19 protein-coding genes are annotated in these 25,918 nt (G+C 32.8%); 10 read left to right on the top strand and 9 right to left on the bottom strand.

What is annotated here, in order from left to right; translation table 11 throughout:
- The first annotated feature begins 21 nt into the window (after positions 1 to 21).
- From V1T75_RS13045 to V1T75_RS13030, 4 genes are all read left to right on the top strand, one after another.
- Positions 22 to 1,371, top strand: coding sequence for a sodium:solute symporter (locus V1T75_RS13045; protein WP_330488965.1), 1,350 nt, complete (start codon positions 22 to 24; stop codon positions 1,369 to 1,371).
- Entirely contained in the window at positions 1,347 to 2,183 is an 837-nt protein-coding gene (locus V1T75_RS13040; protein WP_330488964.1) for a metallophosphoesterase family protein, read from the top strand. Before V1T75_RS13045 ends, V1T75_RS13040 begins: the two co-directional genes overlap by 25 nt.
- A gap of 34 nt (positions 2,184 to 2,217) precedes the next feature.
- On the top strand, positions 2,218 to 3,102 hold the full coding sequence (locus tag V1T75_RS13035) for a sterol desaturase family protein (protein ID WP_330488963.1): 885 nt from the start codon (positions 2,218 to 2,220) through the stop codon (positions 3,100 to 3,102).
- A gap of 90 nt (positions 3,103 to 3,192) precedes the next feature.
- Entirely contained in the window at positions 3,193 to 5,286 is a 2,094-nt protein-coding gene (locus tag V1T75_RS13030; RefSeq protein ID WP_330488962.1) for a S46 family peptidase, read from the top strand.
- Positions 5,287 to 5,395: 109 nt separating this feature from the next.
- Here V1T75_RS13030 and V1T75_RS13025 read toward each other — a convergent pair whose 3' ends face one another.
- From V1T75_RS13025 to V1T75_RS13015, 3 genes are read right to left on the bottom strand one after another with little or no spacing between them, the layout of a single operon-like run.
- Positions 5,396 to 6,679, bottom strand: a complete 1,284-nt coding sequence (locus V1T75_RS13025) for a POTRA domain-containing protein (RefSeq protein ID WP_330488961.1) — start codon at positions 6,677 to 6,679, stop codon at positions 5,396 to 5,398.
- On the bottom strand, positions 6,676 to 7,683 hold the full coding sequence (locus V1T75_RS13020) for a glycoside hydrolase family 113 (protein ID WP_330488960.1): 1,008 nt from the start codon (positions 7,681 to 7,683) through the stop codon (positions 6,676 to 6,678). Before V1T75_RS13020 ends, V1T75_RS13025 begins: the two co-directional genes overlap by 4 nt.
- A 21-nt stretch (positions 7,684 to 7,704) precedes the next feature.
- Entirely contained in the window at positions 7,705 to 8,574 is an 870-nt protein-coding gene (locus V1T75_RS13015) for a transporter (protein ID WP_330488959.1), read from the bottom strand.
- Between the two features lie 140 nt (positions 8,575 to 8,714).
- Between V1T75_RS13015 and V1T75_RS13010 the strand changes: the two genes are divergently transcribed.
- From V1T75_RS13010 to mptB, 6 genes are read left to right on the top strand one after another with little or no spacing between them, the layout of a single operon-like run.
- A complete protein-coding gene (locus tag V1T75_RS13010; RefSeq protein ID WP_330488958.1) occupies positions 8,715 to 10,058 on the top strand; it encodes an NAD(P)/FAD-dependent oxidoreductase in 1,344 nt (447 codons plus the stop codon).
- A gap of 1 nt (position 10,059) precedes the next feature.
- Positions 10,060 to 11,682: a 4Fe-4S binding protein gene (locus V1T75_RS13005; protein ID WP_330488957.1), complete on the top strand. Its 1,623-nt coding sequence runs from the start codon at positions 10,060 to 10,062 to the stop codon at positions 11,680 to 11,682.
- Positions 11,672 to 12,148, top strand: a complete 477-nt coding sequence (locus V1T75_RS13000; RefSeq protein ID WP_330488956.1) for a toxin-antitoxin system YwqK family antitoxin — start codon at positions 11,672 to 11,674, stop codon at positions 12,146 to 12,148. The genes V1T75_RS13005 and V1T75_RS13000 overlap by 11 nt, the downstream gene beginning before the upstream one ends.
- Before the next feature lie 3 nt (positions 12,149 to 12,151).
- The gene (locus V1T75_RS12995) at positions 12,152 to 12,844 is read left to right on the top strand and encodes a glycosyltransferase family 2 protein (RefSeq protein ID WP_330488955.1); all 693 of its coding nucleotides are present in this window, start codon (positions 12,152 to 12,154) and stop codon (positions 12,842 to 12,844) included.
- Positions 12,844 to 14,334 carry a cellulose synthase family protein gene (locus V1T75_RS12990; protein WP_330488954.1) on the top strand — a complete coding sequence of 497 codons (1,491 nt, stop codon included), beginning with the start codon at positions 12,844 to 12,846 and terminating at the stop codon, positions 14,332 to 14,334. The genes V1T75_RS12995 and V1T75_RS12990 overlap by 1 nt, the downstream gene beginning before the upstream one ends.
- A complete protein-coding gene (gene mptB / locus V1T75_RS12985; RefSeq protein WP_330488953.1) occupies positions 14,335 to 15,687 on the top strand; it encodes a polyprenol phosphomannose-dependent alpha 1,6 mannosyltransferase MptB in 1,353 nt (450 codons plus the stop codon).
- Between the two features lie 123 nt (positions 15,688 to 15,810).
- Here mptB and V1T75_RS12980 read toward each other — a convergent pair whose 3' ends face one another.
- The 6 genes from V1T75_RS12980 to sov all read right to left on the bottom strand — a co-directional run bounded on the left by V1T75_RS12980 (position 15,811) and on the right by sov (position 25,910).
- Complete coding sequence (locus V1T75_RS12980) at positions 15,811 to 16,392, bottom strand: acyltransferase (protein ID WP_330488952.1); 582 nt, start codon at positions 16,390 to 16,392, stop codon at positions 15,811 to 15,813.
- A 49-nt stretch (positions 16,393 to 16,441) separates the two neighbouring features.
- Positions 16,442 to 17,185: an energy transducer TonB gene (locus V1T75_RS12975; protein ID WP_330488951.1), complete on the bottom strand. Its 744-nt coding sequence runs from the start codon at positions 17,183 to 17,185 to the stop codon at positions 16,442 to 16,444.
- Between the two features lie 106 nt (positions 17,186 to 17,291).
- On the bottom strand, positions 17,292 to 18,014 hold the full coding sequence (locus V1T75_RS12970) for an energy transducer TonB (protein WP_330488950.1): 723 nt from the start codon (positions 18,012 to 18,014) through the stop codon (positions 17,292 to 17,294).
- A gap of 63 nt (positions 18,015 to 18,077) precedes the next feature.
- On the bottom strand, positions 18,078 to 18,452 hold the full coding sequence (locus V1T75_RS12965) for a VanZ family protein (RefSeq protein WP_330488949.1): 375 nt from the start codon (positions 18,450 to 18,452) through the stop codon (positions 18,078 to 18,080).
- Positions 18,418 to 18,798, bottom strand: coding sequence for a glycine cleavage system protein GcvH (gene gcvH / locus V1T75_RS12960; protein WP_330488948.1), 381 nt, complete (start codon positions 18,796 to 18,798; stop codon positions 18,418 to 18,420). Before gcvH ends, V1T75_RS12965 begins: the two co-directional genes overlap by 35 nt.
- A gap of 26 nt (positions 18,799 to 18,824) precedes the next feature.
- The gene (gene sov / locus V1T75_RS12955; RefSeq protein WP_330488947.1) at positions 18,825 to 25,910 is read right to left on the bottom strand and encodes a T9SS outer membrane translocon Sov/SprA; all 7,086 of its coding nucleotides are present in this window, start codon (positions 25,908 to 25,910) and stop codon (positions 18,825 to 18,827) included.
- Between the last annotated feature and the right edge of the window lie 8 nt (positions 25,911 to 25,918).

Here is a 25,918-nt window from a genome sequence, read left to right as displayed (position 1 = left end):
CTCTCAGAATACGTATAACCAATGAAAGAAACAATATACATTTGGCAATGGGGTTTACTACTTAGTACCAGCTTAATATTTTTAATACTTTCCCCTTTTGCCCAAACCAATCAAACCTTCTTTAAAGCTACACACAATAAAAAAGCACCCAATACATTATTGCTCACAGGTAGCTTAGTCATCTCTTGGATTTTTGCGAAAAGCATTACCAATGCGGCTAATTTAGGCTTGCAATTCGGACTTGTAGGAGGGGTTGCATATGCACTGTATTACCTTTCGTTTGCCGTTGCTGGAATAATTATATACCAACTACGTACCCAAGGAGGTTTTAAAAGCATTCATCACTTTTTAAATATTCGATTTGGCAATACCGCTATTCTTGTATTTTCTGTTTTAATTCTCATTAGACTATTTAACGAAGTCTGGTCAAACACCATGGTTATTGGTTCTTATTTTGGAGCTGTAGGTAGCTCCTCATACTACACATCTATTGTAGCTTTTACACTTCTAACCTTAGCTTATGCTTTGAAAGGAGGCTTGAGCAGTAGTATTTTTACTGACGCAATTCAAATGTTGTTTTTCTCGGTACTTTTAGCAATTATTCTTTGGAATATCTGTTCCTCTGAAGGTATAAATTACGTAGCAATTTCAAACTCTGGTGAGTGGACGATGGCTTTAGGAGGAAACTTAGCTATTGCTGCTTTTTTACAATCGTTTAGCTATCCTTTTCACGATCCTGTATTAACCGATCGTGGCTTTATAAGCAGTCCAAAAACAACCCTAAAAAGCTACCTTTGGGCTACTGTTCTTGGGTTTTTATGTATCGTTTTATTTAGTTTTGTAGGTGTCTTCGGGAAAATCAACGGTCTTGATGGGCAAGCAGCTGTTGCATTTAGTAAAACATTAGGTATTGGAATGTTATTAGTGGTTAATTTTATCATGATTACCTCAGCTGCATCTACCTTAGATTCTACATTTTCATCAACAGCCAAGCTTTTTGCTATTGACTTAAACATTCAACCCTCTGTTTCATTTGGCAGAATAATGATGCTACTCATTGCTGTCACAGGAACCATTCCTGTATTTTTAGACGCCTCAATTTTATCAGCAACCACTATTAGCGGTACTATGGTTATTGGGCTAGCTCCAGTTTTTATGCTATGGAAGTTAAAACCCCCTAAAATTAGTTACTACTTATCTGTAGGTACTGGTATTTTTATTGGCTTTTTATTAGTTTTTGATGCTTTTCCTTCTTTATTAATTTTTACTTCTGGCAAGTATGCTAATTTATTATGGAGCAACATTTGGGGAAGTATTCTTTGTTTCACTCTTTATTTAGTTCCGTTATGGATACAAAAACAACATATATAAATACCGTAAAGGGAAAAGCACTTTTATTTGGAGGAATTTACAGCAACTTACAAGCTTTAGAAGCTCTAATTAAAGTTGCTGAACAGGAGAATATAGCGCCTGAAAACTGTTTTTGCACTGGTGATATTGTTGGCTATTGTGCACAACCAGAAGAAACAGTACAAACCTTTATAAACTGGGGAGCACATAGTATTATTGGAAATGTAGAACAACAGTTACGAAATGGGGAGATTGATTGTGGTTGCGATTTTACAGAAGGTTCTCGTTGTGATGTTTTTTCAAAAGCATGGTATCCTTTTGCTCAAAACCACCTTTCAGAAACATCAATTGACTGGATGCAAACCCTACCCGATTATATCTCCTTTACATACGCAGATAAAAAGGTCGTCTTGGTACACGGTTCGTATCATGATATTTCTGAATTTATTTTTAAATCTACTGCATGGAAAAATAAAACTCCATCATTCAATGAAACTAATAGTGATGTAATTGTTGCGGGGCATTGTGGACTTCCTTTTGCAGATAAGAAAGGTTCGCTTCTTTGGTTAAACCCAGGGGTTATTGGCATGCCCGCTAACAATGGAAAATCCCATGTTTGGTATGCCATTTTAAATGACACTAATGATTTTTCATACACTTTTCATACACTTTCTTATAATTATAAAAAAGCAAATACATTAATGACTGAACAACAGTTACCTCCTGCTTATGCACAAACATTACTCACAGGTTTTTGGGACAATATGGAAATTTTACCCAAAGAAGAACGACTATGGAAAGGACGAGATTTATTTAAAATTATAAGTCATTAATTCATTATTTTTATTGCTAAAATTTATAGCACCCATGGAAAGATACCTGGAAATTATAAAGAACTCATACATTGGTTATTGGAACTATCTAAAACAATCTGTTTTGTTTGAAATTCAATGGGATAATTATTTTTATGGCTTACTTCTAATTTCTCTTGTTGTTTGGGGATTGGAAATTGTATTTCCTTGGCGTAAAAATCAGCCTTTGTTTCGTAAAGATTTTTGGCTAGACACTTTTTACATGTTTTTTAATTTCTTCTTATTAAACCTAATTGTGTTCATTGCCTTGTCGAATGCTACAGAACAATTATTTAACGACCTCCTTGGTTTGATTGGTTTATCCGTTGCTAGCTTTCAACTTTTTGATATTACTACGATTCCTTATTGGGCAAGGATTACAGTTTTCTTTATTAGTATTGATTTTGTGCAGTGGTTTACACACACCTTACTACACCGATACGAATTTTTGTGGAACTTTCATAAAGTACATCATTCCGTAAAACAAATGGGCTTCGCTGCGCACCTTCGCTATCATTGGATGGAACCCTTAGTTTACAACTCTATGAAATATATTCCCCTAGCTATTATGGGGGGTTTTACTGCACAAGATGTAGCCATTGTTCATTTTTTCAACATCACTATTGGTCACTTAAATCATGCCAATATTAACTGGGATTACGGTTGGCTAAAATACATTTTAAACAATCCAAGAATGCATATTTGGCATCATGCAAAAGAACTTCCAGCCGAAAGAAAAATGGGGGTTAACTTTGGTATTACACTGAGTATATGGGACTACATTTTTAAAACAAACTACATACCGTATAACGGTCGTGATATTGAGCTAGGATTTGATGGCGATGAAAAATTTCCAAAAGATTTTATTCATCAAGAGTTATACCCTTTAGGCAAAAAATAATGTTTTAAGCCTTTTTTAACCTATTACTTTATGCTGTGAACAAGCTAATTTACGATCAATTCGTATCTTTAGCTTTTTAAAAACAAACAGATGAAGTATATAAAAATTCTATTCTTATTTATTGTCGTTCAAGTTACTGCACAACAAGGAGGTATGTGGATTCCTTCTCTTTTAGAAGGAATGAATGAACAAGAAATGACCTCTTTAGGAAGCAAACTTACCGCTAAAGACATTTACGATGTAAACAATTCTAGTTTAAAAGATGCCATTGGGCATTTTAATGGAGGTTGTACTAGTGAAGTGATTTCTCCTGAAGGATTAATTTTAACCAATCACCACTGTGGATTTGGACAAATCCAATCCCACTCTTCTTTAGAAAACGATTATTTAAAAGATGGTTTTTGGGCGATGAACAAAAAAGAAGAATTGCCTAATAAAGGGCTATATGTTGAATTTATTGTTCGTATTGATGATGTAACTACCAAAGCATTGAATGGAGTTACCGATACTATGACTGAGCGTGAAAAGCAATCGACTATTGATAAAAACATCAACGAAATTCAAAAAACAGTACAAAAAGAAGTTTGGCAAGATGTTAAAGTAAAACCTTTTTACAAAGGGAACCAATATTTCTTATTCGTTACTGAGAAATTTGAAGACATACGCTTAGTAGGCGCACCACCAAGTAGCATTGGAAAGTTTGGTAGTGATACCGATAACTGGGTTTTTCCACGTCATACAGGAGATTTTTCATTGTTCAGAATTTATGCTAACAAAAACAATCGTCCTGCGAAATATAGTAAAGACAACGTTCCTTACAAGCCAAAACACTTTTTACCTGTTTCTTTAGACGGAATTGAAGAAGGTGACTTTACGATGGTTTTTGGATTTCCTGGCCGTACCAATGAGTACTTACCAGCCGTTGCTATTAAGCATATTACGCAAGAGTTTAATCCGAGTAATATTGCTATTCGTGAGGCTGCATTAAAAGAAATTGACGCACAAATGAAAGCTAGTGACGCTGTTCGTATTAAATATGCATCTAAGCAAGCACGCATTGCAAATGCATGGAAAAAATGGATTGGTGAAAACTTAGGGATTAAAAAGAGCAATGCAATTACAGAACGCCAAGCTTTTGAAACTACTTTCAAAAAAGCATTAAAAGAAAAAGGGTTAGAAAATACCTATGGAAATATTCTTCCTGAGTTTGAAAAATTGTATGCAGACTTTGCTGATATTAATGTTAAAAGAAGAAATTTTATTGAGGTTTTCTTAGTTACCAACGAATTGATGCAAATAACTTTTAGAGCATATCAACTAGAACAAGTGGCTTTAAATAAACCTGAGGAATTTGAGGAAGCTAGAACGTCGTTAGTTAATAGAATTAAAGCAATTCACAAAAACTTTGATACAAATGTAGATAAGGGAGTATTTAAGAATGTGATGCCATTATACAACGCTACTAATGTAGATGCTTCTATTTACGATAAAACAAGTTTTACTGATTTAGATAAAGCTTTACAGTTATTAGAGGGAGACGCTAAAAAAGTGGTGAAAAATTTAAACAAGGATGCTGCTTACCAATATGCAAAACCTATGATTGAAGAATTTTACACAAAAATCAATCCAGAGTTTCAACAGAAAAATCAACCAATTACGGCCTTGCAAAAAACATACATGAAAGCATTGATGGAAGCATTACCAAATACACGCTATTTTCCTGATGCTAATAGCACATTACGTGTTACTTACGGTCAAGTTCGTGGGTATTCTCCTAGAGATGCCGTATATTACAATCCTGTAAGTTATTTAGACGGAGTTATTGAAAAGTACGTTCCTGGTGATTATGAGTTTGACGTTCCTCAAAAATTGCGTGATTTATACGACGCTAAAGATTTTGGACAATACACTGATAAAAATGGAAAAGTTCCTGTTTGTTTCTTAGGAACCAATCATACCACAGGGGGTAACTCAGGAAGCCCTGCAATTGACGCACATGGAAACCTAATTGGATTAAACTTCGACCGTGTTTGGGAAGGAACGATGAGCGACATGAATTACGATCCTGAAATTTGTAGAAATATTATGGTAGATGTTCGCTATGTATTATTTATTGTTGATAAATACGCAGGCGCAAAGCACTTAATTGAAGAGATGAAGTTAGTACACCCAAAGAAAAAATAAAACATTTTTCTACATAAGAATAATATAAAAGCGAGGTTGTAAAATACATACCTCGTTTTTTTATACAAATAAACAGTTGCAGATTGAACTCTTAGTTATCTCCCTGCGATTAAAAATATTGACCTATCCCAAATACAAATCCTTTTGATGCATTCTTTGTAAGTCCATGTCCGTAATCAATTCTAAAAACTGCATTAACTATTTTTTTATTAATAAAGCGTAAACCAATACCAGAGTACATTCTAACATTATCACTATCTATAAAATCACTCAACGCTCCTCCTGGTTTTCGCCAAGTTCCTACATCTGTAAAAACATTTCCTTGCAAAACAAACCATTTCTTTTCATACAAAGTATAACGGTACTCTGTATTTAAAACAATACTTCCCGTACCACGATCAACCAAAATACCAACACCTCTTAAATTTACATTATTATCCAATGCGAATGGAGCAAAAGGGGTATTGTCATTAGACGACAAACCAAAGCGTAGCCTATTTGCCCAATTCCCTTTTTTTCCTAGCCTTTTAAAGTAAAAAAAGTCGTTCCAAAAAATTAAAAAATCATTCTGATATTCATTTTCAGACGTTACGTATTGTGCATGAAATTCATTTTTTAATCCGTTGATATATTGGTAATGATAATCTAGATTATCAAAAGTATAAATTAGCTTCAACAATTTTTTATCGACGCTTAACTCAGTTGGAACATCCGATGAAGTGCTTCCGTTCAAATAATTATATTTTTCCTTAAAAAAATTAATTCCAAATTGGAATTGATGTTTAAAATCGTGCTGATATAAAGCCAAAGCTTCATAAGAGATATTCTGATATGTATAATTGGCCGATTCACTATCAAAGTATAGCGGTTCTTCACTTGTCCAGTTTTGATGACTTAATGATACTCCCCATTTTGCTGAAAATAACGTAGGCGCCTTAAAGTTAATTCCATAAGAATCAAAACCATTATATTGATAAAACCCTCCTAAGGTTATATTCCTCCCCAAAAAGTTATACTCACCCACTCCTATTCTGTAGGCTAATTTTTGATTGATAGTTTTGTGAAAGTTGACTTCTGGAATTATGGTAAAATTCTCTTCTATAGTTACAACAATATTACACTTGTTATTAGAACATGATGTTTTAAAATACGCATTAGAAATTGCTGGTAAGCGCTTCAAACGAATTATATCTTCTTTTAATACAATTGAATCAAGTACTTTATTTTCTTTTGATGTTAGTATTTTCTTTAAGACCTGAGTTTTCGTCTTTTTAGCTCCTAAAAAAGTAATTTTTTCTATGTGCTTTTCTTGTGAATACGAATTTATAGACAAGCAAAATAGAGCTAAAATAATGATTTTAAAAAAAGACAAGTGTGTGTTTATGTTTTTCATTTACTCTTTTCATACATTTTTTGTATCGTCTGTTCTGCGGGTTTGTTTTGAGGTGTAAATCTATTGTTCTTTTGTCCTCCAACTTCTTTATGATTATAAAACCATTTCCAAACAAAACCGCCAGCAAACCAATCTTCTTTCCAAAATTGGTTGTACAAAGCTTGTAATGCCCTTTGCTGATTTTCTAAATTGACATTCCCATCAATTCTACTTGAATCCCAAGGTTTTTCTCCTGTAAAATTTACACTTCTGTATCCGTATTCAGTAAATAAAACAGGTTTATTAAACTTACTTTGAACCTGAATAACTTCATTTTTGTGAGGTTGCCAACCTTTTTCAAAATCTTTAAGAGTAGGCGATTTCTGATTACTTAACGGAAAATAAGCATCAATTCCGATAAAGTCTAAATCTTCCCAAAAATCTACTCGCTTGAATTCATCCCAATTTGCTGCGTAGGTCAATTTTCCCGAATATACTTTTCTAATTTTTCCAATAAGCCTTATCCAATATTCTGGCCTGCTTTTCACAAACTGCTCTAACTCAGTACCTATACAAAAAATTTCTGCGTTAATTTCTTCTGCTACTATGGCAAAAGCAAGAATGAAGTCTTCATACGATTGCTCTAGTGTTCTCCACTTATCTTCAGAATTCATTTTTATAGTTCCTGTATACACCCCATTCCAAACCCAAATTTGTGGTTTCAACATAATTTTTATCTTGCTTTGCTGAAACTCTTTGGCATATTGTTTTACTCCCTCTTTTGTTTCTCCAAACCATTGCTTTTGGGAGTTATAAATTACATTTGGAGAAGATAAACTTTTAACAAAACCAAAAGGCATCAGCGTAACATAATTTGCTGATACCTTTTTTACATCATCAATATGTTGAGTTGTTATCTCCTTTGAAGAAGCAACAAAACTAACGCCATTTATCTTATTTGACTGACTCGTACAAGAGCTTCCCAAAAAGACACAGCCTATAAAAAGGAGTTTTAGAGTTTTCATTACTCCTCTAATTTACTACTTTTAAAATAATGCTCTTAATCCTACATTAAAACTTTGCCCTAACCCGTTGTTGGTTCCTCTAACAAAGTTACTGTACAATACCTCCAAGTTTAAAACACTAGTTAATTGATATTTTCCTCCCAAACCCAAAGCTGTATAATCTTGTGTAAAATCTCCAAACCTTTGTGAGTGTTGAGAAAACACTAATACGGTGGACTTTTGGTTAGGAAAATAACTGAAGAAAAAACCCGGAGCTAACAAAAAAGTATTGTTCGCAAAACTATCATCATCACCAAAATTATATTCAGTATTCAACTCAGTAAATAATTGCCATTTTCCACTAGAAAAAGTATAATCATAAAAAAATCGGTTTTGGAAAGTCCACGCTGTTTGGTCTAAAAACACGCCATTCTCTGTTTCATTACTCACTAAAGGAATGTGTATTGCTGATTGAACGGAAAAATTTCCAATATTTTTTAATGGTTGAAATTTAATAGCCGGTGCTATTGAAGATATTCCTTTTCTTTCAGAGTTTGGACTGTCTTCTAAACTAAATACAGATAGTGCTTGACGCCCTCCAATTGTGTTGGAACGAAACTCTACAATTGCTCCTATATTGATTCGGTTATTTTCAGAAATTCCTGTAAATGCTTCCAAAGTAGTAGTAAAGTAGTTTTCTCTTAATTTCGATTTGGTGTTGCTACTTGCATCTGCAAATTTTGTTTCTGTATATAAATTATTAAACCATTTAATATCCCACTGCCCACTATTTAAAAGCTTGGATGGGGTATAGGTTTGAATGTTTGATTTTTTTGCTTTATCCTCTTGAGCATTTGAAAATTGTACTACAAAAAAAAGCAAAATTGAAAGGCTTACTAAAGGTTGTTTCATAAGGTTCATTTTTAATACAAAACATAGGTCGCCTAAAAAAAACTTCACTTACAAAGCTCTGTTATTTAAAATCATTCTAAATTTAATTCCTTTATTAAGTTCTTAACTTTAACAACGACCTAAACCGCAAATCAATAATTATGGAGCACATTGTTATTATTGGTAATGGAATTTCTGGAGTTACAGCTGCAAGGCATATTAGAAAATTATCAGATAAAAAAATTACCATTATTTCTTCTGAGACTGATGAGTTCTTTTCAAGAACTGCATTAATGTATGTGTATATGGGACACATGAAATTTAAGCACACACAACCTTACGAGTCTTGGTTTTGGAAAAAAAACAGAATTGATCTTAAAAAAGGGTTTATTTCAAAAGTACATGCATCGGAAAAAGAAATAGCTTTTAGTACTGGAGAGAAATTATCTTATGATAAATTAATTATAGCCACTGGTTCTAAGCCTAATAAATTTGGTTGGCCAGGACAAGACTTAAAAGGTGTTATGGGAATGTACCATAAGCAAGATTTAGAAGCTCTTGAAAAATATGCTCCCAATAACAAAGCATGTAAAAGAGCCGTTATTGTTGGTGGTGGTTTAATTGGTATTGAACTTGCAGAAATGCTTCATAGCAGAAATATTCCTGTTACCTTTTTAGTTCGAGAAGATAGCTTCTGGGACAAGGTATTGCCCATGGAAGAATCAGCCATGATAAATCGTGAAATTATAGAAAATCATATCGATTTACGTTTGGGTGTAAATCTAAAGGAAATCAAATCCGACAAAAACGGACAGGTTACATCTGTAATTATTGAAGAAACAGGTGAAGAAATACCTTGCAATGTTGTTGGTTTAACCGCTGGTGTTTCTCCGAATGTTGACTTTTTAAAAGATTCAGAAATTGTGCTGGGTAGAGGCGTTAAAGTGAATCGTTTTTTAGAAACCAATATTAAAGATGTATATGCTATAGGCGATTGTGCTGAGCAGCATGAAGCGATTGGTTTGCGTCGTCCTATTGAAGCTGTTTGGTACACTGGTAGAATGATGGGTGAAACCGTTGCACAAACTATTTGTGGCAATCGAATTGAATACAAACCAGGACATTGGTTTAACTCTGCAAAGTTTATTGATATTGAATACCAAACTTATGGTTGGGTATGGCCCCTGCCTAAAGAAAATGAAGCCCATTTTTACTGGGAGCACGAAAGCGGTAAAAAATGTATTCGAATAAACTACGATAAAAACACACAGGAATTCTTAGGTATAAATGTATTAGGAATCCGCATGCGTCATGAATTTTTTGATACGATTTTGAATGAAAAACAACCTGTAACTTATACTTTAGAACATTTAGCAGACGCTAACTTCGATCCTGAATTCTATAAACTTCATGAACCGGAAATTGTAGCAAAATTCAACAAAGAAAACAATACAAATATTCAATTAAAAAAGAAAAGCTGGAAACGAATTTTCAGTAGAATGTAAAATGAAAGTAATAAAACAAACAGGTTTACTTCTATTCTTAATAGGGTTGACCATTTTTTCAGGAGTAATTTTTACGGGCTCTTTTAATTTAAATCAATCAGCGTTAGATTCATTTATAGCTGAGAAAGGATATAAAAATGAACTGATAAAAGAAGAACTCAATAAGGCTATTGTTACCGATGAAAACTTGAATATTTTTGAGTTTTCTAGTCGAGTTAGAAATGCCTACGAAGCATCTAACAATCATTACAACGCTTTAATTGCTAAATACGACGCTGAAAAAAACTGGGATAAAAAAGGAGAGCAGTACCAATTTTTAATTTACGGTAAACCTCATACCTTGAGTTACGAGTTAGCTAAAAAATCAGGAAATGGTTTTGTAAAAAACAATTCGGGTTTTCTATGGTTACTTACTTTTGGTTTAGGTATTCTTGGGGCGCTGTTATTTATACTTCCTAACTTTGTTTTACTAGGCCCTAAAGGAATTAAAAACAACGGTATTTTTTTAGAAGCTAGTACAAACCGAGGATGGATAGCTTGGTTCGTTTTACTGTACCTCGTTGTGTTTTACTTATTGCTTTATTTTTTTCCTGATTATGTGGTGAACTGGACTTTTATAGTAGACCCTATCAGTAAATTTTTAAACGGTGGAGAAGCTAGCCAATGGTTCGTTTACGGTTTTTTATACTGTGTAATTATGCTTACAATGGGAGTAAGAATGTATATAAAATACAGGCACAACAAATATCAAGTTATTAGAACAACTTCTGTTTTATTCTTTCAAATTGTATTTGCCTTCCTTATTCCAGAAATCATGACCAGTTTAAATATGCCTGGATATGATTTTAAGAATGCTTTTCCACTAGATTATGACTTCTTTTTTGAATGGAATTTAGATAGCTTAAGAAGTAGTGGAGCCATTGGTTTATTTATTTTAGTTTGGGGTATTATACTTACATTGGTTATTGTACCAGTAATGGTGTATTTCTTCGGAAAAAGATGGTATTGCTCTTGGGTTTGTGGTTGTGGTGGTTTAGCTGAAACCTTAGGAGATCCATACCGTCAACACTCAAACAAAAGTATGAATGCTTGGAAACTAGAACGCTGGTTAATACATAGTGTATTGGTATTTTCGTTGGTAATGACCATCGTAACACTATACTGTTACTTTACTGGAACACAATCTTTTCTTGGAATCAACTCTCAATGGATTAAAGATACCTACAGCTTTTTAATAGGAGCTTGGTTTGCGGGAGTTATTGGTACTGGATTTTATCCAATTTTTGGAAACCGCGTTTGGTGTCGTTTTGGTTGTCCATTAGCCGCTTATTTAGGTATTGTACAACGTTTTAAATCGCGCTTTAGAATTACAACCAATGGTGGGCAATGTATTTCTTGTGGAAATTGTTCTACCTATTGTGAGCAAGGCATTGACGTTCGTTCGTATGCCCAAAAGGGAGAAAATATTGTTCGTGCAAGTTGTGTTGGTTGCGGAATTTGTTCAGCAGTATGTCCTCGTGGAGTATTAAAATTGGAAAATGGTCCAGAAAAAGGACGCATCAATCCAACAGAAGTTTTATTAGGCAACGATGTAGATTTAATGAACCTAGTAAATGAAAAATAATATTTTCATTGTATTTTTTTTTATTTCTTTTTCTTTAGTCGGACAAAAAGTGTATCATAAATCATTTTATGCAAATGGAACACTAAAAGAAGAAGGTTGGCTTGATAACAATCAGAAAACAGATTATTGGATTTTTTATTATAAAAATGGAACTGTAAAAAAAGAAGGTAGTTTTAAAAACAACCTTCCTGTGAAATACTGGTATTACTTTTATGAAAACTCTTTAAAAGAAAAGGAAGGACATTTTATTAACGGCTTACAAAACAAATGGTGGATTTTTTATACTAACAAAGGAAACATTTATCAAAAATGCCAAATCAAAAACAATAAAAAAAACGGCTACTGTTTGTTATACAAAAAACATAAATTAACAAAAGCTATAAAATTTAAAGAAGGAGTAAAGTTAAAGGAATGGAATAATTTGTCTTCTTTTGCAAAAGAAAACAACCTCAACGACCTAAAATAATTAATGGATCCACTTATAAAAGTTATCATTCCTGCATATAATGAACAAGACTCTATTGTGCAGGTAATTAATGACATTCCCCCTATAGTAAATGAGGTAATTGTTATTAGTAACAATTCAACAGACGATACCGAAATTAATGCCCAAAAAGCAGGAGCTACTGTACTAACTGAAGATAGAAGAGGCTACGGATATGCTTGTTTAAAAGGGATGGAATACCTTTCTCAAAAAAATGAAAACGTAGATATCCTTGTTTTTTTAGATGGTGATTATTCTGATTACCCTGAACAACTCACGGAGCTTATTGCCCCAATAATAAACAATCAGATTGATTTTGTAATTGGTGCTCGTGTACAACGACTACGTGAAAAGGGATCTATGACTCCTCAGCAAGTTTTTGGTAATTGGTTGGCAACAACTTTAATGAACTTGTTTTTTGGAGCAAAGTTTACCGATTTGGGGCCATTTAGAGCCATTAAGTATGATAAACTACTTGCTTTAAACATGGAGGATAAAACCTATGGGTGGACAGTGGAAATGCAATTAAAAGCCCTAAAACAAAAACTATCCTATACAGAAGTTCCGATGAAATATAGAAACAGAATTGGCGTTTCTAAGGTTTCAGGAACCGTAAAAGGTAGTATCTTAGCGGGCATAAAAATTTTAGGTTGGATTTTTAAATATAGCTTTAAATAATGGTTTTAGAATACATAATAATTACGCTATACACTATATCATTAGCACTAATATTACTATACGCAATAGCACAATTAAACTTACTTATCAATTATTTAAAAGCTCAGAAAAAAAAGGAGAGTTCACCTATTTTAGATTTAACTGATCTTAACCATGTTCCGTATGTAACCATACAGCTACCTGTTTATAATGAGTTATATGTAATGGAGCGTTTATTAAACAATATTGCTCAATTAAAATACCCTCACGAAAAGCTAGAAATTCAAGTATTAGATGATTCTACCGATGAATCAGTTGAGAGTACGGCTACTCAAATTGAAGAACTTCAAAAAACGGGATTAGACATTCAACATATTCGACGTGAAAACCGTGAAGGATTTAAAGCAGGTGCTTTAAAAGAGGGATTAAAAACAGCCAAAGGTGAGTTTATTGCTATTTTTGATGCCGATTTCTTACCTCAAGAAAACTGGTTGCTTGAAACCGTTCCGTATTTTAAAGATCCTGAAATAGGGGTAGTTCAAACTCGTTGGGGACACATTAACAGAAATTATTCCACCTTAACAAAAATTCAAGCGTTTGCTTTGGATGCTCATTTTACCTTAGAACAAGTAGGAAGAAATAGTCAAGGACATTTTATTAATTTTAATGGTACTGCAGGTATTTGGCGTAAAAAATGTATTTACGATGCTGGAAACTGGGAGGGAGACACCTTGACAGAAGATTTAGATTTAAGTTATCGCGCCCAGTTAAAGAACTGGAAATTCAAATACCTAGAAGACGTTGTTACTCCTGCTGAATTACCCGTGGTAATTAGTGCTGCACGCTCGCAACAATTTCGATGGAATAAAGGGGGAGCTGAGAATTTTCAAAAAATGTTAAAAAGAATAATTACAAGCCCTACTATTCCTTTTAAAACAAAACTTCACGGAACGCTGCATTTACTAAATAGTTCAATGTTTACTTGCATCTTTTTAGTAGCTGTACTAAGTATTCCTATGCTGTATATTAAAAATGAATACGCTCATTTAAAAATTTACTTTTTAGTAATGAGCTTTTTTATTGTAAGTACCTTTATTTTCTTTATCTGTTACTGGTTTATGTATAAAAGGACCTATGGAGGAGGTTTTTGGAACTTCATCAAGTATATTGGCGCCTTTTTCGCTTTTTTCTCTATTGCCATGGGCTTCTCTTTGCACAATACAATTGCTGTTCTAGAAGGACATTTGGGTAAAAAAAGTGAATTTGTAAGAACTCCTAAGTTCAATATTAAGTCATTAAAAGATAGTTGGAAAAATAATAAATACATTCGTAAAAGACCTTCTTTACATGTAATTATAGAAGGGGTCTTAGCTCTGTATTTTGCTTTTGGTATGTACAGTGCTTTTATCGTAGGAAATCAAGGAGGTGACTTCGGACTCTTCCCTTTTCACTTAATGCTATTTGTTGGTTTTGGATATGTGTTTTTTAAGTCGATTTTCTCAAAAGCCTAAATGTCTTTTTTTAAAAAACATAGTTCAATTATACTAACTTTGGTTAGTGTAGTGCTGTATTTTTTATTTGCTTATACGACTGAACGCACAGAGTTTAATAAATTGCTTTTTCTATGGATAAGCCTATTTACTTGTTATTTTGTTCTTTTACGTGATCAACAATTATCGTTTGCTTATTTAACCAGAATTGCAGTCTTATTTCGGTTAGTTTTCTTGTTTGCTACTCCAAATTTATCACAAGATTTTTATCGTTTTATTTGGGATGGACGCATGATTTTAGAAGGGTTAAACCCTTATTTAACCTTGCCTCAAACATTTATTGAGCAAAACAACTATCCCATAAACCAAGCTAACGAGTTATATAAAGGAATGGGAGTTTTAAATGGTAGTCATTATACCAACTACCCTCCAATTAATCAACTGTGCTTTTTTATCGCTGCTTTGTTTACCAAAAACAGTATTATTGGAAGTGTTATTGTAATGCGAGTACTAATTATCCTAGCTGATATTGGTATTTTATACTTCGGAAAAAAGCTTTTAGAAAGGCTACAATTACCTGTTAAAAACATTTTTCTATACATTTTAAATCCTTTTGTGATAATTGAACTTACCGGAAACTTACATTTTGAACCAGTAATGTTATTTTTTTTAGTTTGGAGTATTTATACCTTACAGCAACATAAATGGTTTTTAGCAGGCATCTTATTGGCTTGTTCGATCTCGGTAAAACTTATTCCATTACTTTTTTTACCTCTATTTTTTCAATGGTTTGTAAAAGGGGATATTTCAACTCTTAAAGGCTTCAAAAAATTAGTGCTTTTTCATTTAACCACAATTTTCACTGTTTTTTTACTCTTTCTCCCTTTTTATTCTTCTGAATTAATTTCAAACTACACCAATTCTGTTGGTTTATGGTTTAGAAATTTTGAGTTTAATGCTAGCTTTTACTACGTTGCTAGAGAAATTGGCTACCTCTTTAGAGGTTATAATGAGATTGCCATTATTGGTAAGATAATACCTGTTCTTACTATTTGCTTTTTATTAATGCTTACTTTTTTCAAGAAAAACAAATCGGTAAAACAGCTAATTGTAAGCATGCTTCTTACATTATCTTGCTATTACTTTTTAACAACAACAATGCACCCTTGGTATATTGCAACGCTTTTAATTTTATCTGTATGTACTCAATATCGATATGCTGTTCTGTGGAGTTTTGTTGTAATATTAAGTTACCAAGCCTATGCTAACTCTCCTTGGAAAGAAAACCTTTGGTTAATTACTTTAGAGTACGCTCTTCTATACACTTACTTTATTTGGGAAGTTTTTATAAAAAGAAAACCCACTCAAAATTGAGTGGGAAAAATTGCTATGAAAAAGAAAAAGAAAGTGGTTTAAAAACCACTGTTCAAATATAATTAAGATTTTTCTATTCGCAAATATTTTTTTTATCTTTTTTTACTTTTTCAAAACATTTGCTTAAAGTTTTCTTAACTCGTTGTTTTTCAGGATATATTTTTCTCCACTTTCTGGGCAAGTAGCCAAGCCTTTTTCATCAAAGTTTAAACGATGCCCGTATTCACTAATCCACCCTATTTGTTTTGATGGATTACCTACAACTAACGCATAAGGCTTTACTTCTTTAGTTACCACCGCACCCGCTCCTATAAAAGCGTATTCTCCAATATTATTACCGCATACTATTGTTGCATTTGCCCCTATACTTGCGCCTTTTTTAACAATCGTTTCTAAATACTGATCCTGTCTTTTTATGGCACTACGCGGATTAATTACATTCGTAAAAACCATAGAAGGGCCTAAAAAAACATCGTCTTCGCATGTTACTCCTGTATATATAGAAACGTTGTTTTGAACCTTTACATTATTCCCTAAAATAACTTGTGGTGACACTACTACGTTTTGTCCGATATTACAATTACTTCCAATAATGCAAGTAGGCATGATATGGCTAAAGTGCCATATTTTGGTTCCCTCTCCAATTTTACAACCGTCATCAATAACTGCTGTTTCGTGTGCAAAAAACGTTTTATCTGTATTCATATATAACAAAAATAAAAAAAACTCAACCAGTTGATTGAGTTTTTACTTTTTATTCTACCCTAAAAGTAATAGGCAAAGTATATTTTACTTTTACTTCTTTATTATTCTGTTTACCTGGAATAAATTTTGGAATTTTATTTACTACTCTGTTTGTTTCCTTTTTTAATTTAGTATGGGGTGCTCTAATTTTAACATCAACTACATCTCCTTTTTTATCAATAATAAACTGCGTTATTATTTTATACTTTCCTGAATTTAATCCTACTTCTTGTGCTAATTCTGAATTAAAATTACGTTGTATATGCTGTTGTATTTTTCTTTCAAAGCACTTTATATTTTCTTCTTCTGAGAGTCCTTCACAACCTTTGAAAACTGGAGTATTTTGTACATTGTTTATTGAAACTGGATCATCACTATCTTTTATAGTTTCAGTTTCTTTTAACTCTGGAATTTGATTTAAATCAATAGGTGCTTCATCTACAGGTAAATCTATTACAGTGGTATTTTCTGTATTATTATCTACTACTTCTGGTTTAAATACTTCTTTAATTACACGCTCTGGCTTTGGCTTTTCAATTTCTTTTACTTTTCTTTTTATAATAACAGGGGTATCAAAAGTGTAAACTTTCTCATAAACTTGTGCATTGGTAGGTTCCACTATTGCGACATCTTTAGCTGTTTCGTGTTCTAAAACAAGGAAAACGACAAACAACGTTAGGACCAAGCCTAGTTGAGTAAAAATAGTTGAGAATTTTTCTAGTTGCTTTTTAGCATGTTTCTTTGGTGTTTTCATAGTATTCTATTTTTATGTTAATACTTTGTTAAAGACAAGAAACGTGCCAATAAAAAAAAGCAATCCAAAATGGATTGCTTTTTTTTATCTTTTTAGTAAGTTTTTACTACTCTACATTAAATGTAATAGGTAAAGTATAACCTACTCTTACTGGTCTACCTCTTTGTCTACCAGGTTTCATTTTAGGTATCTTTCTAGCAACTCTTTCTGCTTCCTTTTTTAATCTTGGATGCGGAGCTCTTGCAGTTACATTTGTAATAGAACCATCTTTGTCAATTTTAAACTGAACGTAGATTCTTTTCTTCCCAGGAGTTAAACCTAACTCATTCGCAAGTTCAGCATTAAAGTTACGTTGGATATGTTTTTGTAACTTTTTATTTAAACATTCTTTCTTTTGAGCCTTAGTTCCACTACATCCAGGAAATACAGGAACTTCTTCAATAATTGCGAAAGGTACGTCTTCTACTACTTCTTCTACCTCTTCTACTTCTTGAATATCTTCTACTTCTACAGCTTCAGTTTCATCCGTTTCAGTAGATTCAATTACTGTTTCTTCAATCTCTTCTTCGTCTTCTACTACTTCAATTTTTTCAGGAGCTGGTGGTGGAGGTGTATTTGGCTTTGGCTTTGGTGGTTCAATTTGAAGCTCGATAGTTTCCTCTTCAATATCAGAAGCCATGTTAGCCATACCTAACTCTCCATACTCTTTATCATATGTCTTATTTTCAATAGCAACATACGTTACAAATAAAGCTAAAACCAAACCTATTTGCATAAATAGTTTACTATAGTTTTCTAAGTTTGATTTTGGATTTTTCTTGATTTCCATCCTAAATGTTTTTAATAGTTCGCTAATTTAATTAATTTATTTCAACTTTTACAAGCATAATCTTTAAATAGCTTTATTTTTATTAAAAAAAGAGTTGTAAACTATAAAAGCTATTAAAATACCCGTCGTGTTTGCCATTATATCTAAAATCTCTCCTGATCTATATGACGTGGTTGTAACTTGTAAAACCTCAATAATTATGCCGTAAAAGAAACAACAAAAAACGATAATATATTTATTAATTTTTGTTGTTTTTAAAGCTAGTAACCATACCAAACTTAACACAAAATAAGCAAAAGCATGTTCTAACTTATCTATATGATTAACTTGTATAGGAGCTTTTTCTAGTTTTATTAAACTAATAATAGCAATACTTAAAGTTATTAGTATTGCTATTATTAGTTTACCCTTTAATAAGTTCTTGATATGCTTCAGCACTTAATAAGTTTGCTACTTGTGAATCGTCAGATAATTTTACTTTTATCATCCACCCATTTCCATAAGGATCTGAGTTTACTAATTCTGGTTCGTCTTCTAACGCTTCGTTAAACGCTACTACTTCTCCTGATAAAGGCATGAAAAGATCTGATACAGTTTTTACTGCTTCTACAGAACCAAAAACTTCTTCAGCTTCTAATTCCTCATTTAATGTATCTACATCGACATATACGATATCTCCTAGCTCTCCTTGTGCAAAATCAGTAATACCAATAGTTGCTACACCGCTTTCAACTTTAACCCACTCGTGGTCTTTGGTGTACTTTAATTCTGATGGAATGTTCATTGTAATGATTTTTTATTGTGTTTGTTTTAATTTCCTAAGTTGTATACTAAATTAATTCCTGCATTAATAGATTGTCTTGGAAAAGTGGTAGAAACTGCGTATTCAAACGTTTGGTGATTGTAATAAAAAGATGCTGTTAAATTGCTACTTAAATTATAATCAGCAATAAATTTTAATCCAAATAATTTCTCGCCTCCTGTAATCTGACTATTCTCTTCATCTACGCTTCTTATCAATGTTAAGTTGTCTCTTAACGAAATATCAGCTCTTAAATTTATATCTCCTTTTAAGGTTTCTTTCTTTCCTGTAAATCTGGTGACAAATTTAACATCTCTAATCTTATATCCAAATCCTAAAACATATTCTGTTCCTTTAATATCTGTTAAAGTATTGTTGTTAAAATTTAATGTTAACGACCTGTCTCTTCTTATCTCTCCTTTGAATGAAACTGAATTTTTCATTCTAAAATCTACTTTTACTAATGGTGAAAACTCATCAATTAAAGTTGCCGACGAAATTAAGAGTTCTGATTGATAATTACCAGAAGTATTTGTATTTGTTGGTGCGTTTGAATCGTACTGTAAATTATTGGTATAATTACCTATAGTATACGAAGATTTGTATCCATGTGATAAGGTAAAAGACGTGAAGTTTTTCTTAAACCACTTATACTTCATAAACCCATTATAGCGTAATGTCCAGTTTGGAATTGGTATATTTTTAAAGATTCCTGTACTTACAGAATTCGGACTATTTCCAGAATATGCTGCAATAAAGGCTGGGAGCATTGCCTGTTGTCCATTTTCTTTAAACCCAGGATTGTTATTATTTCTATCAAAATCGTTTACCGCTATTCCTCGTTCATCAGCAATTCTTCCTGAAATAGTACTTCTATAGTCTAAAAAGTTTTGATACAGCGTTTCATTATCTGTAAAAATAGTTCCTAACATAAAATGGCTTATGCTATAATTACCTGTTTCAAAAGGTTTGATATTTGGGTCTTGTTCAAAACCTCCACTACCATCTGAAACTACGTCTAACTGTTGTGTTAAATTGCTTGTTTGAATTCTGCTTCCTCGTAAGTCAATAGTTAAATCTCTAAGTGGTTTTACAGATACATTATAATCTAATTTTTTATACCTTGTTTTAGTGTAATTCTTACTATAATATTCGTCTCCAGCATTTCTAGTAATTAACCATCCATTCTCGATAGCTGTATTTAAAATATCTGTTTGACTCCCAAACACAAATCCTAATGTTGGAGCTAAGCCTCCATCAAAACCATTTCTTCCTAAAAATCCAACTGAAGGTTTATATCCTTGTAGTAAAGTTCCATTATTTTGAGAGTAACTGATTTTTGCTCTTTTTACAGATGTTAATACATCATATACTCCTTTTCCTAGTTTCTGTCCAAAAGTAGCTTTCTTTTTAAGTTTTGGTTTTTGTGCTACTTGATCTCCTCCTAAGATAGCTTCTCCTTTTTGCGTAGGCTGTTTCTTCGTTCCTTTCAGTAATAATTTATCTACTCCAACAATTTTATAAAAACGACCAAAATCTATATTCGTATTTAAGTTATGAGTATTGGCATTTTGAATCATGTTTCCAACTTGTTCAATATAACTTTGCGATCCTGCCTTCCAATCAAAATCTGCTGTATATCCATAATCCGCATTGATAAAATTCAAGAACGGGAACTTGTCTAATGGTAATTTATAGGTTGTATTTAACTTTTGATGGTAATTGTCAGGTCTTCCGATGCTAAAAAACTGATCGTAAACCTCTAATTCTTCATCTTCTCCAAAACTATCATATATATAGTTGTTCGTTGCATTGAAGTTTAATTGTAGCGATTTGGTTAAATCAAAACCGATTGTATAATCCCAATTAAATAAAAATCTTCGCTGAATTAACTCTGGCTGTGCAGGTAACGGATTTATTGGGTCAATAATTAAGTTTCTTGACTGCTGACTATTATAATTTCTGTTAATTCTTGAGTTTAATGCTATTGTTTTTGGCACCGGATTAAAGTTTAGATCCCTTATAAATTGTAAGTATCTATTTTTAAATCCTTCTGATTTTTTAAATGGTTCTATATTAAAAGGAACAAAAGTAAAATTATAACTAGCGCCTGCCATTACATTTTTGTTTACATAACTTTCAATATTGTAATCTTTATGAAACTCTTCACTATGTGCATACGAAGCAGAGAAATTCTCTACATCATAAAATTTAGGTTTCTTTTTACTTTCTGGGTTTCTATTCTTTTTTACATTAATGAAACTAATGCTTTTTCTTCTTGTATAGTCTTGGGCATTTTTACTATTTGGGTTTTTGTCAATAGCGTCTTCTAATTCTACATCTTGAAATTGTGGATCGTATTTTGGATCTCTAAATTCTTCTCCATAGCTATAATTCATTGGCACTTGCATGTTCCATTTTTTAGGCATCATTTTACCTAACTGAATATTTGTTGCTACACTATATTGTTTTATCTCCTCAATACTTCTTTGTTGTACACGATCTTCTACATTACCAAAACCTATGGTTGACATTCTTCCTGCTAAAGACACATCCATTACATCAGCCATATTAGCATCTGCATTTACCACAGCTGCCCATCCACCTTTATTATCAAAGCCTACTGCACGTAATTCATTGAACCAAACTTCTACAGTTTTATCGTCGGCAACAGTATTTTTCACCCCTAACATTACTGTTCTTACTTGTGCTAATGTTGGATTACCTCTCACAGAAATTTTTAACCCATTAGAGCTTGTTGACGAATACACATCAGTAAGATTGCTTCCTGTTGGTCTTTCTATTTTTAAGTTAGCTAATTCTTCTAACGGAATATCTAAATTATTTTCTTGGGGCCAAACATCTAAAGATGATGCATTTGATGTAGATATTTTTAATGGCTTTTCTACTTGGTAATAATTATCATTTAAATCTGTACCTAAACGTATAATAGCAACCATTTCATCATCATTAGCTCCGGTTGCACTATTTTGATTTTCTGCATGTAAAAACATACGCAGTTTTTTATACCTACGCATATCAATACTAATATTTTTATAAATAGTTCTAACCTCGTTAGCTTCTAAGTCAGTTACCTTTAACGTTACAGATTGCTCATTTTGACGTTGGATTCTATTGGTTCCTTGTAAACGCTCTCTTTGAATTCCTGGTGGTAATTGATAACGATCTTGATTTTGTTCAATACTTACTACTCCTACCTCAAACTTGTTTAATTCATCTGCATCTAAATCTTCAGAAGGAATATTAGTATCTGGTAATGTTTTTGTGTAACGACGCCAATCTCCTCTTACCAATTCTAACTCTCCAAAACGTAATACTACTGGCATTTTGAATTGCGTTAAAAACATTCGTATAAAACGAATACTATTAAAATCAGTAATTCCATTAATTTTTTGAGCATCGGTAACATTTCTAACTGGTATTCTAAATTGATACCACTTAGTGGTTCTTGTTGCTCCGTTTAAAAGTGTTACATTTTGTGTTTTAACATCAATAATATGATTTTGACCTAATACTAAATCTGTTTTATTCAACGAAACCTCGTACTCAAAATAACTATTTACAGGATTCATTGTTTGATCCTTATTAATATCTTCTGTATCTGGATATGTAGTTGATGATGTTGGGTACGATTCGTTTGATTGACTCGCTGTTGGTGAGTTACCTTCTGTCCCATTAAAGTTTTTATATCTAGATAAAACTGATGGATTGGTATTTTCTATAGCCCCTCCTCTAAAAAACTGAAAATTATCTCCCGCTGGGTCATCTAACCCAGCAAATGCTGGATATTTTGCTCTTTCCTCTTCATCGTTTAACCCGTCTAAACCAATATCCTGATTTGTTCTTGCATCATTACTAGAATCAAAAGCATATATAATAGAAGGGTTTATAGGTGTATCTCCCCAAATAGATGTTTGAACGTTTCCTCCATCAGCTTTTTGTCCATCAGCAGGAAGTCCATTTTCATATTGCTTTCTTCCATCTTTTAAAATATCTTCAGAAACATTACCTAAGTTTATAAATAACTTTCCTACTTGATTTGTTGGATCGTTAGGATTAATTCCTGCTGGCAACCCCTCATCAGTTGTAATTGAGTAATTCTCATACGGATCCATTAACCAAAACTGAACATACTCAACGTTTGCTTGTTCAAAATTGTTAGTAGTTAATGCTCTCATAACACCTCCCCAACGCTCCTCAGCGGTTACGGTATTTGCATTCTCATTATAGTTATACGGTCCTCTTTCTGCTGGGTAATACGCTAAATCTAACGTTCTAACTAAATTTTGTTGTGTAATATCTAGATCTGTATTCGGGAATAATTCGTTGTAGCGAATTTGACGTACCTCATCTCTAGACAGTTCATTTTCATCAATATTATCTGGTCGGTTTCCACTACCATAAAATAGTTGATCAATGTTGTACCAAGCTAATTTTCCTCTTTTGTAATTATACTCTAAACCAAAAGTTCCCCCATCAAAACCTTGAGATTCTGGTGTACTGGCTAAAAACCATTGCTGTGGGGAGCTCAAGTTAATCGGTATTTGTGAAGCTTCAAAATCATCTAAATATGAAGTTGCAGTACCATCTACATTAATTCCACTAGGAGATCCTGGTAATAAATAAGCCATATCCGCTCTAACCGAAACATTAGACGGTGCTTCTGTTTCAACAAAAGGTAATTTATTTGCTAGTTTTGTTAAATATGGAACTTCTGAAGAGTAATCTAAATTCAACCCTAACATGATATTATCTATAGGTTCACCTCCTAAATTTACCTTAGGTGTAATTGGTTTTTCACTAACATTTAAAAAAGTTCCTCCTAAAATAAAATCTTCAGAAAAACGGTGTTCAACATCTATTCCTATAAATGTTTTTCGTTGTTGATTAAAGAATGTATTATTTTCTACAGATGCATTAATTGGTACTCCAGATGCTTCTAAACCTGGGTCTAAAATTTGCACACGCCCCAACTGATAGTCAACCACATAATCAATCCCTTCAACCAGTTGCCTTCCTCCTGCTGTAACTCGTACTGATCCTCTTGGCACATTGAAGGCTCCAAGAGAAATTCCTCTACTCGTTTCTGATTTAAAATATCCTTTTAAGAAGAATTTATCTAAGTTCTGGTACTCGTTTTTTGCCTGAATTTTTGTGGTTAAGTATAATTCTTCAAACACATACTTATCTTGATCTGTTGGATTGGTAAGTTCATCTTTTAAATCATTTCCAAATGGTTCTGGTTCAGGAAACAAAATATACCCTCTTTCAGAATTTACTGTAATTCCTTCAACATAATCAAAGAAACCATCGCCATTAGGAACAGCATATTCACTTTGATCTAATTTATCTAAGTTTAAAATACGTAATAATGGCTTATCTGTTATCCCGGGTGTTTGTGCTTTTTGTAGAGTATTTTGCAAAGTTCCTGTTTCATCATCACGGTACAATAATTCAAAACGAAATCCATCACGTTGTAATGGGAAAGCTCCTAAAGCATATACGTTTTTCATCATCAATCTCCAAGTTGGAAAAGCTTCCGTATCATCTCCTGGTCTTGTCGTATTTAAAATTTCACTACGTAATAACTTAACGGCAATATTTGCTGGTGCTACAATTCCATCGTTTGAAAATTCTCCTACTTTAAATACTGTTTCACTATTAGAGGCTCCTACCACCGTATATTCAAAAGCCACCGCTAAAACCTCTCCATCATTCAACCTTCTATTTAATGAGATGAAACCTAACTGCGGGTGCAGCCTAAATTCATTTGGTTGTAACCTACGAGCATTTTGCAAGTAGGTATAGTTAAACCCTTGTCGTGCTGGCACTCCTATTCCATTAATAGCAGCATCAATGGTTGCTACATCTCTAATACCTCCTGAATTTGCAGCTAATAATGAGCTTAAATTATTCACTCCATTATATGGTATAATTTCTGAGTTTACTGATATGGCTCCTGGTGTTGTTGTAATCTCTGCTGGGTTTACCTCGTTTGCATCATCAGATTCTCCTAAATCGGCAAAAGCTACAATGCTACGGTAATCACTTACATTTTGATTTCTGTTAGTTACCCAAACCTCAACTCTAGTAATATTTATAGGACTGTTAATTAAAGGATAATTCTCTAAAGCTTCTTTGTAATTTTCTCTAAAGTATTGTGATAAAAAGAAGTGTCGGTCATTATCGTAATCAGAAGCTCTTAATTCAAAAGGTTCTATGGTTGCTCCCCCTTCTGCTACCACTGTTTTAGATTGCGAGTTTTGTTGCGAAAAAGCAGCAGTTACGTATGTTTTACCAAACTGTAATTCTGTTTTTACCCCAAATAACGATTGTGCTCCATTAATCAGTGAATTTTTAATTGGCATGCTAATATTACCTGCCTCAATATTTCTAATGATGTCGTCTTCAGTTGGAGTATACTCTAATTTGATAACATTCTGAAAATCAAAAGTAGATTGGGTATCATAATTTGCAGTTACCGTTAATCGTTTACCTACCTTCGCTTGTAAACTCGCACTAATTTGTTGGTCAAAATCAAATGTAAAGCTGCTTTGATTTTCAACAGAAATCTGAGGGTTTTCGTTGTTTTGATATACTCCTCCTAGTTTAATATTAATTTGCCCTGTTGGATTTACCTCAACGGTATTTCCTCCAAAAACAGACTCAAAAAACTTAGAGTTTACATAATATTTAGGTAATAAGTTTTTACGAGCTGCTTCACTCCCTTTCTTTTTAGGGTTAGTAGCATCTACTTTTTCTTTAAAGTAATCTTTTAAATCGTTTTTTAAACGGTACTCATTATACTCTTTAGGAGTCATAAAAATAGGAGTTCCTACATAATAGTCTCCTATTTTTTCAACAATCATAAACTTATTCAACGCCTTATCGTAAGTTACCACTTTTTGAGAAGGATTGTTTAAGTAAAGTGTTCCGTTTTGATTGTATTTAAAATTGTATTTGAGGGGAGTTACAGTGTCTTTTTTAACAGCGTTAGTGTTATTCTTTTGAGTGTTTTGTGAAAACGAAACAACACTTACCAAAACAGTAAGTGCCGTAAGTAATCTATTCATAACTGCTT

Source organism: Tenacibaculum sp. FZY0031, assembly GCF_036350695.1.
GTDB lineage: Bacteria > Bacteroidota > Bacteroidia > Flavobacteriales > Flavobacteriaceae > Polaribacter.
Note: the sequence above shows the minus strand (reverse complement) of the source record. Positions and strands in the feature narration are given on the sequence as shown.

Bases quoted from the DNA above. Each gene is read 5' to 3' on its own strand.
- V1T75_RS13045 (WP_330488965.1), top strand. From the start codon at position 22: ATGAAAGAAACAATATACATTTGGCAATGGGGTTTACTACTTAGTACC.
- V1T75_RS13040 (WP_330488964.1), top strand. From the start codon at position 1,347: ATGGATACAAAAACAACATATATAAATACCGTAAAGGGAAAAGCACTT.
- V1T75_RS13035 (WP_330488963.1), top strand. From the start codon at position 2,218: ATGGAAAGATACCTGGAAATTATAAAGAACTCATACATTGGTTATTGG.
- V1T75_RS13030 (WP_330488962.1), top strand. From the start codon at position 3,193: ATGAAGTATATAAAAATTCTATTCTTATTTATTGTCGTTCAAGTTACT.
- V1T75_RS13025 (WP_330488961.1), bottom strand. From the start codon at position 6,679: ATGAAAAACATAAACACACACTTGTCTTTTTTTAAAATCATTATTTTA.
- V1T75_RS13020 (WP_330488960.1), bottom strand. From the start codon at position 7,683: ATGAAAACTCTAAAACTCCTTTTTATAGGCTGTGTCTTTTTGGGAAGC.
- V1T75_RS13015 (WP_330488959.1), bottom strand. From the start codon at position 8,574: ATGAAACAACCTTTAGTAAGCCTTTCAATTTTGCTTTTTTTTGTAGTA.
- V1T75_RS13010 (WP_330488958.1), top strand. From the start codon at position 8,715: ATGGAGCACATTGTTATTATTGGTAATGGAATTTCTGGAGTTACAGCT.
- V1T75_RS13005 (WP_330488957.1), top strand. From the start codon at position 10,060: ATGAAAGTAATAAAACAAACAGGTTTACTTCTATTCTTAATAGGGTTG.
- V1T75_RS13000 (WP_330488956.1), top strand. From the start codon at position 11,672: ATGAAAAATAATATTTTCATTGTATTTTTTTTTATTTCTTTTTCTTTA.
- V1T75_RS12995 (WP_330488955.1), top strand. From the start codon at position 12,152: ATGGATCCACTTATAAAAGTTATCATTCCTGCATATAATGAACAAGAC.
- V1T75_RS12990 (WP_330488954.1), top strand. From the start codon at position 12,844: ATGGTTTTAGAATACATAATAATTACGCTATACACTATATCATTAGCA.
- mptB (WP_330488953.1), top strand. From the start codon at position 14,335: ATGTCTTTTTTTAAAAAACATAGTTCAATTATACTAACTTTGGTTAGT.
- V1T75_RS12980 (WP_330488952.1), bottom strand. From the start codon at position 16,392: ATGAATACAGATAAAACGTTTTTTGCACACGAAACAGCAGTTATTGAT.
- V1T75_RS12975 (WP_330488951.1), bottom strand. From the start codon at position 17,185: ATGAAAACACCAAAGAAACATGCTAAAAAGCAACTAGAAAAATTCTCA.
- V1T75_RS12970 (WP_330488950.1), bottom strand. From the start codon at position 18,014: ATGGAAATCAAGAAAAATCCAAAATCAAACTTAGAAAACTATAGTAAA.
- gcvH (WP_330488948.1), bottom strand. From the start codon at position 18,798: ATGAACATTCCATCAGAATTAAAGTACACCAAAGACCACGAGTGGGTT.
- sov (WP_330488947.1), bottom strand. From the start codon at position 25,910: ATGAATAGATTACTTACGGCACTTACTGTTTTGGTAAGTGTTGTTTCG.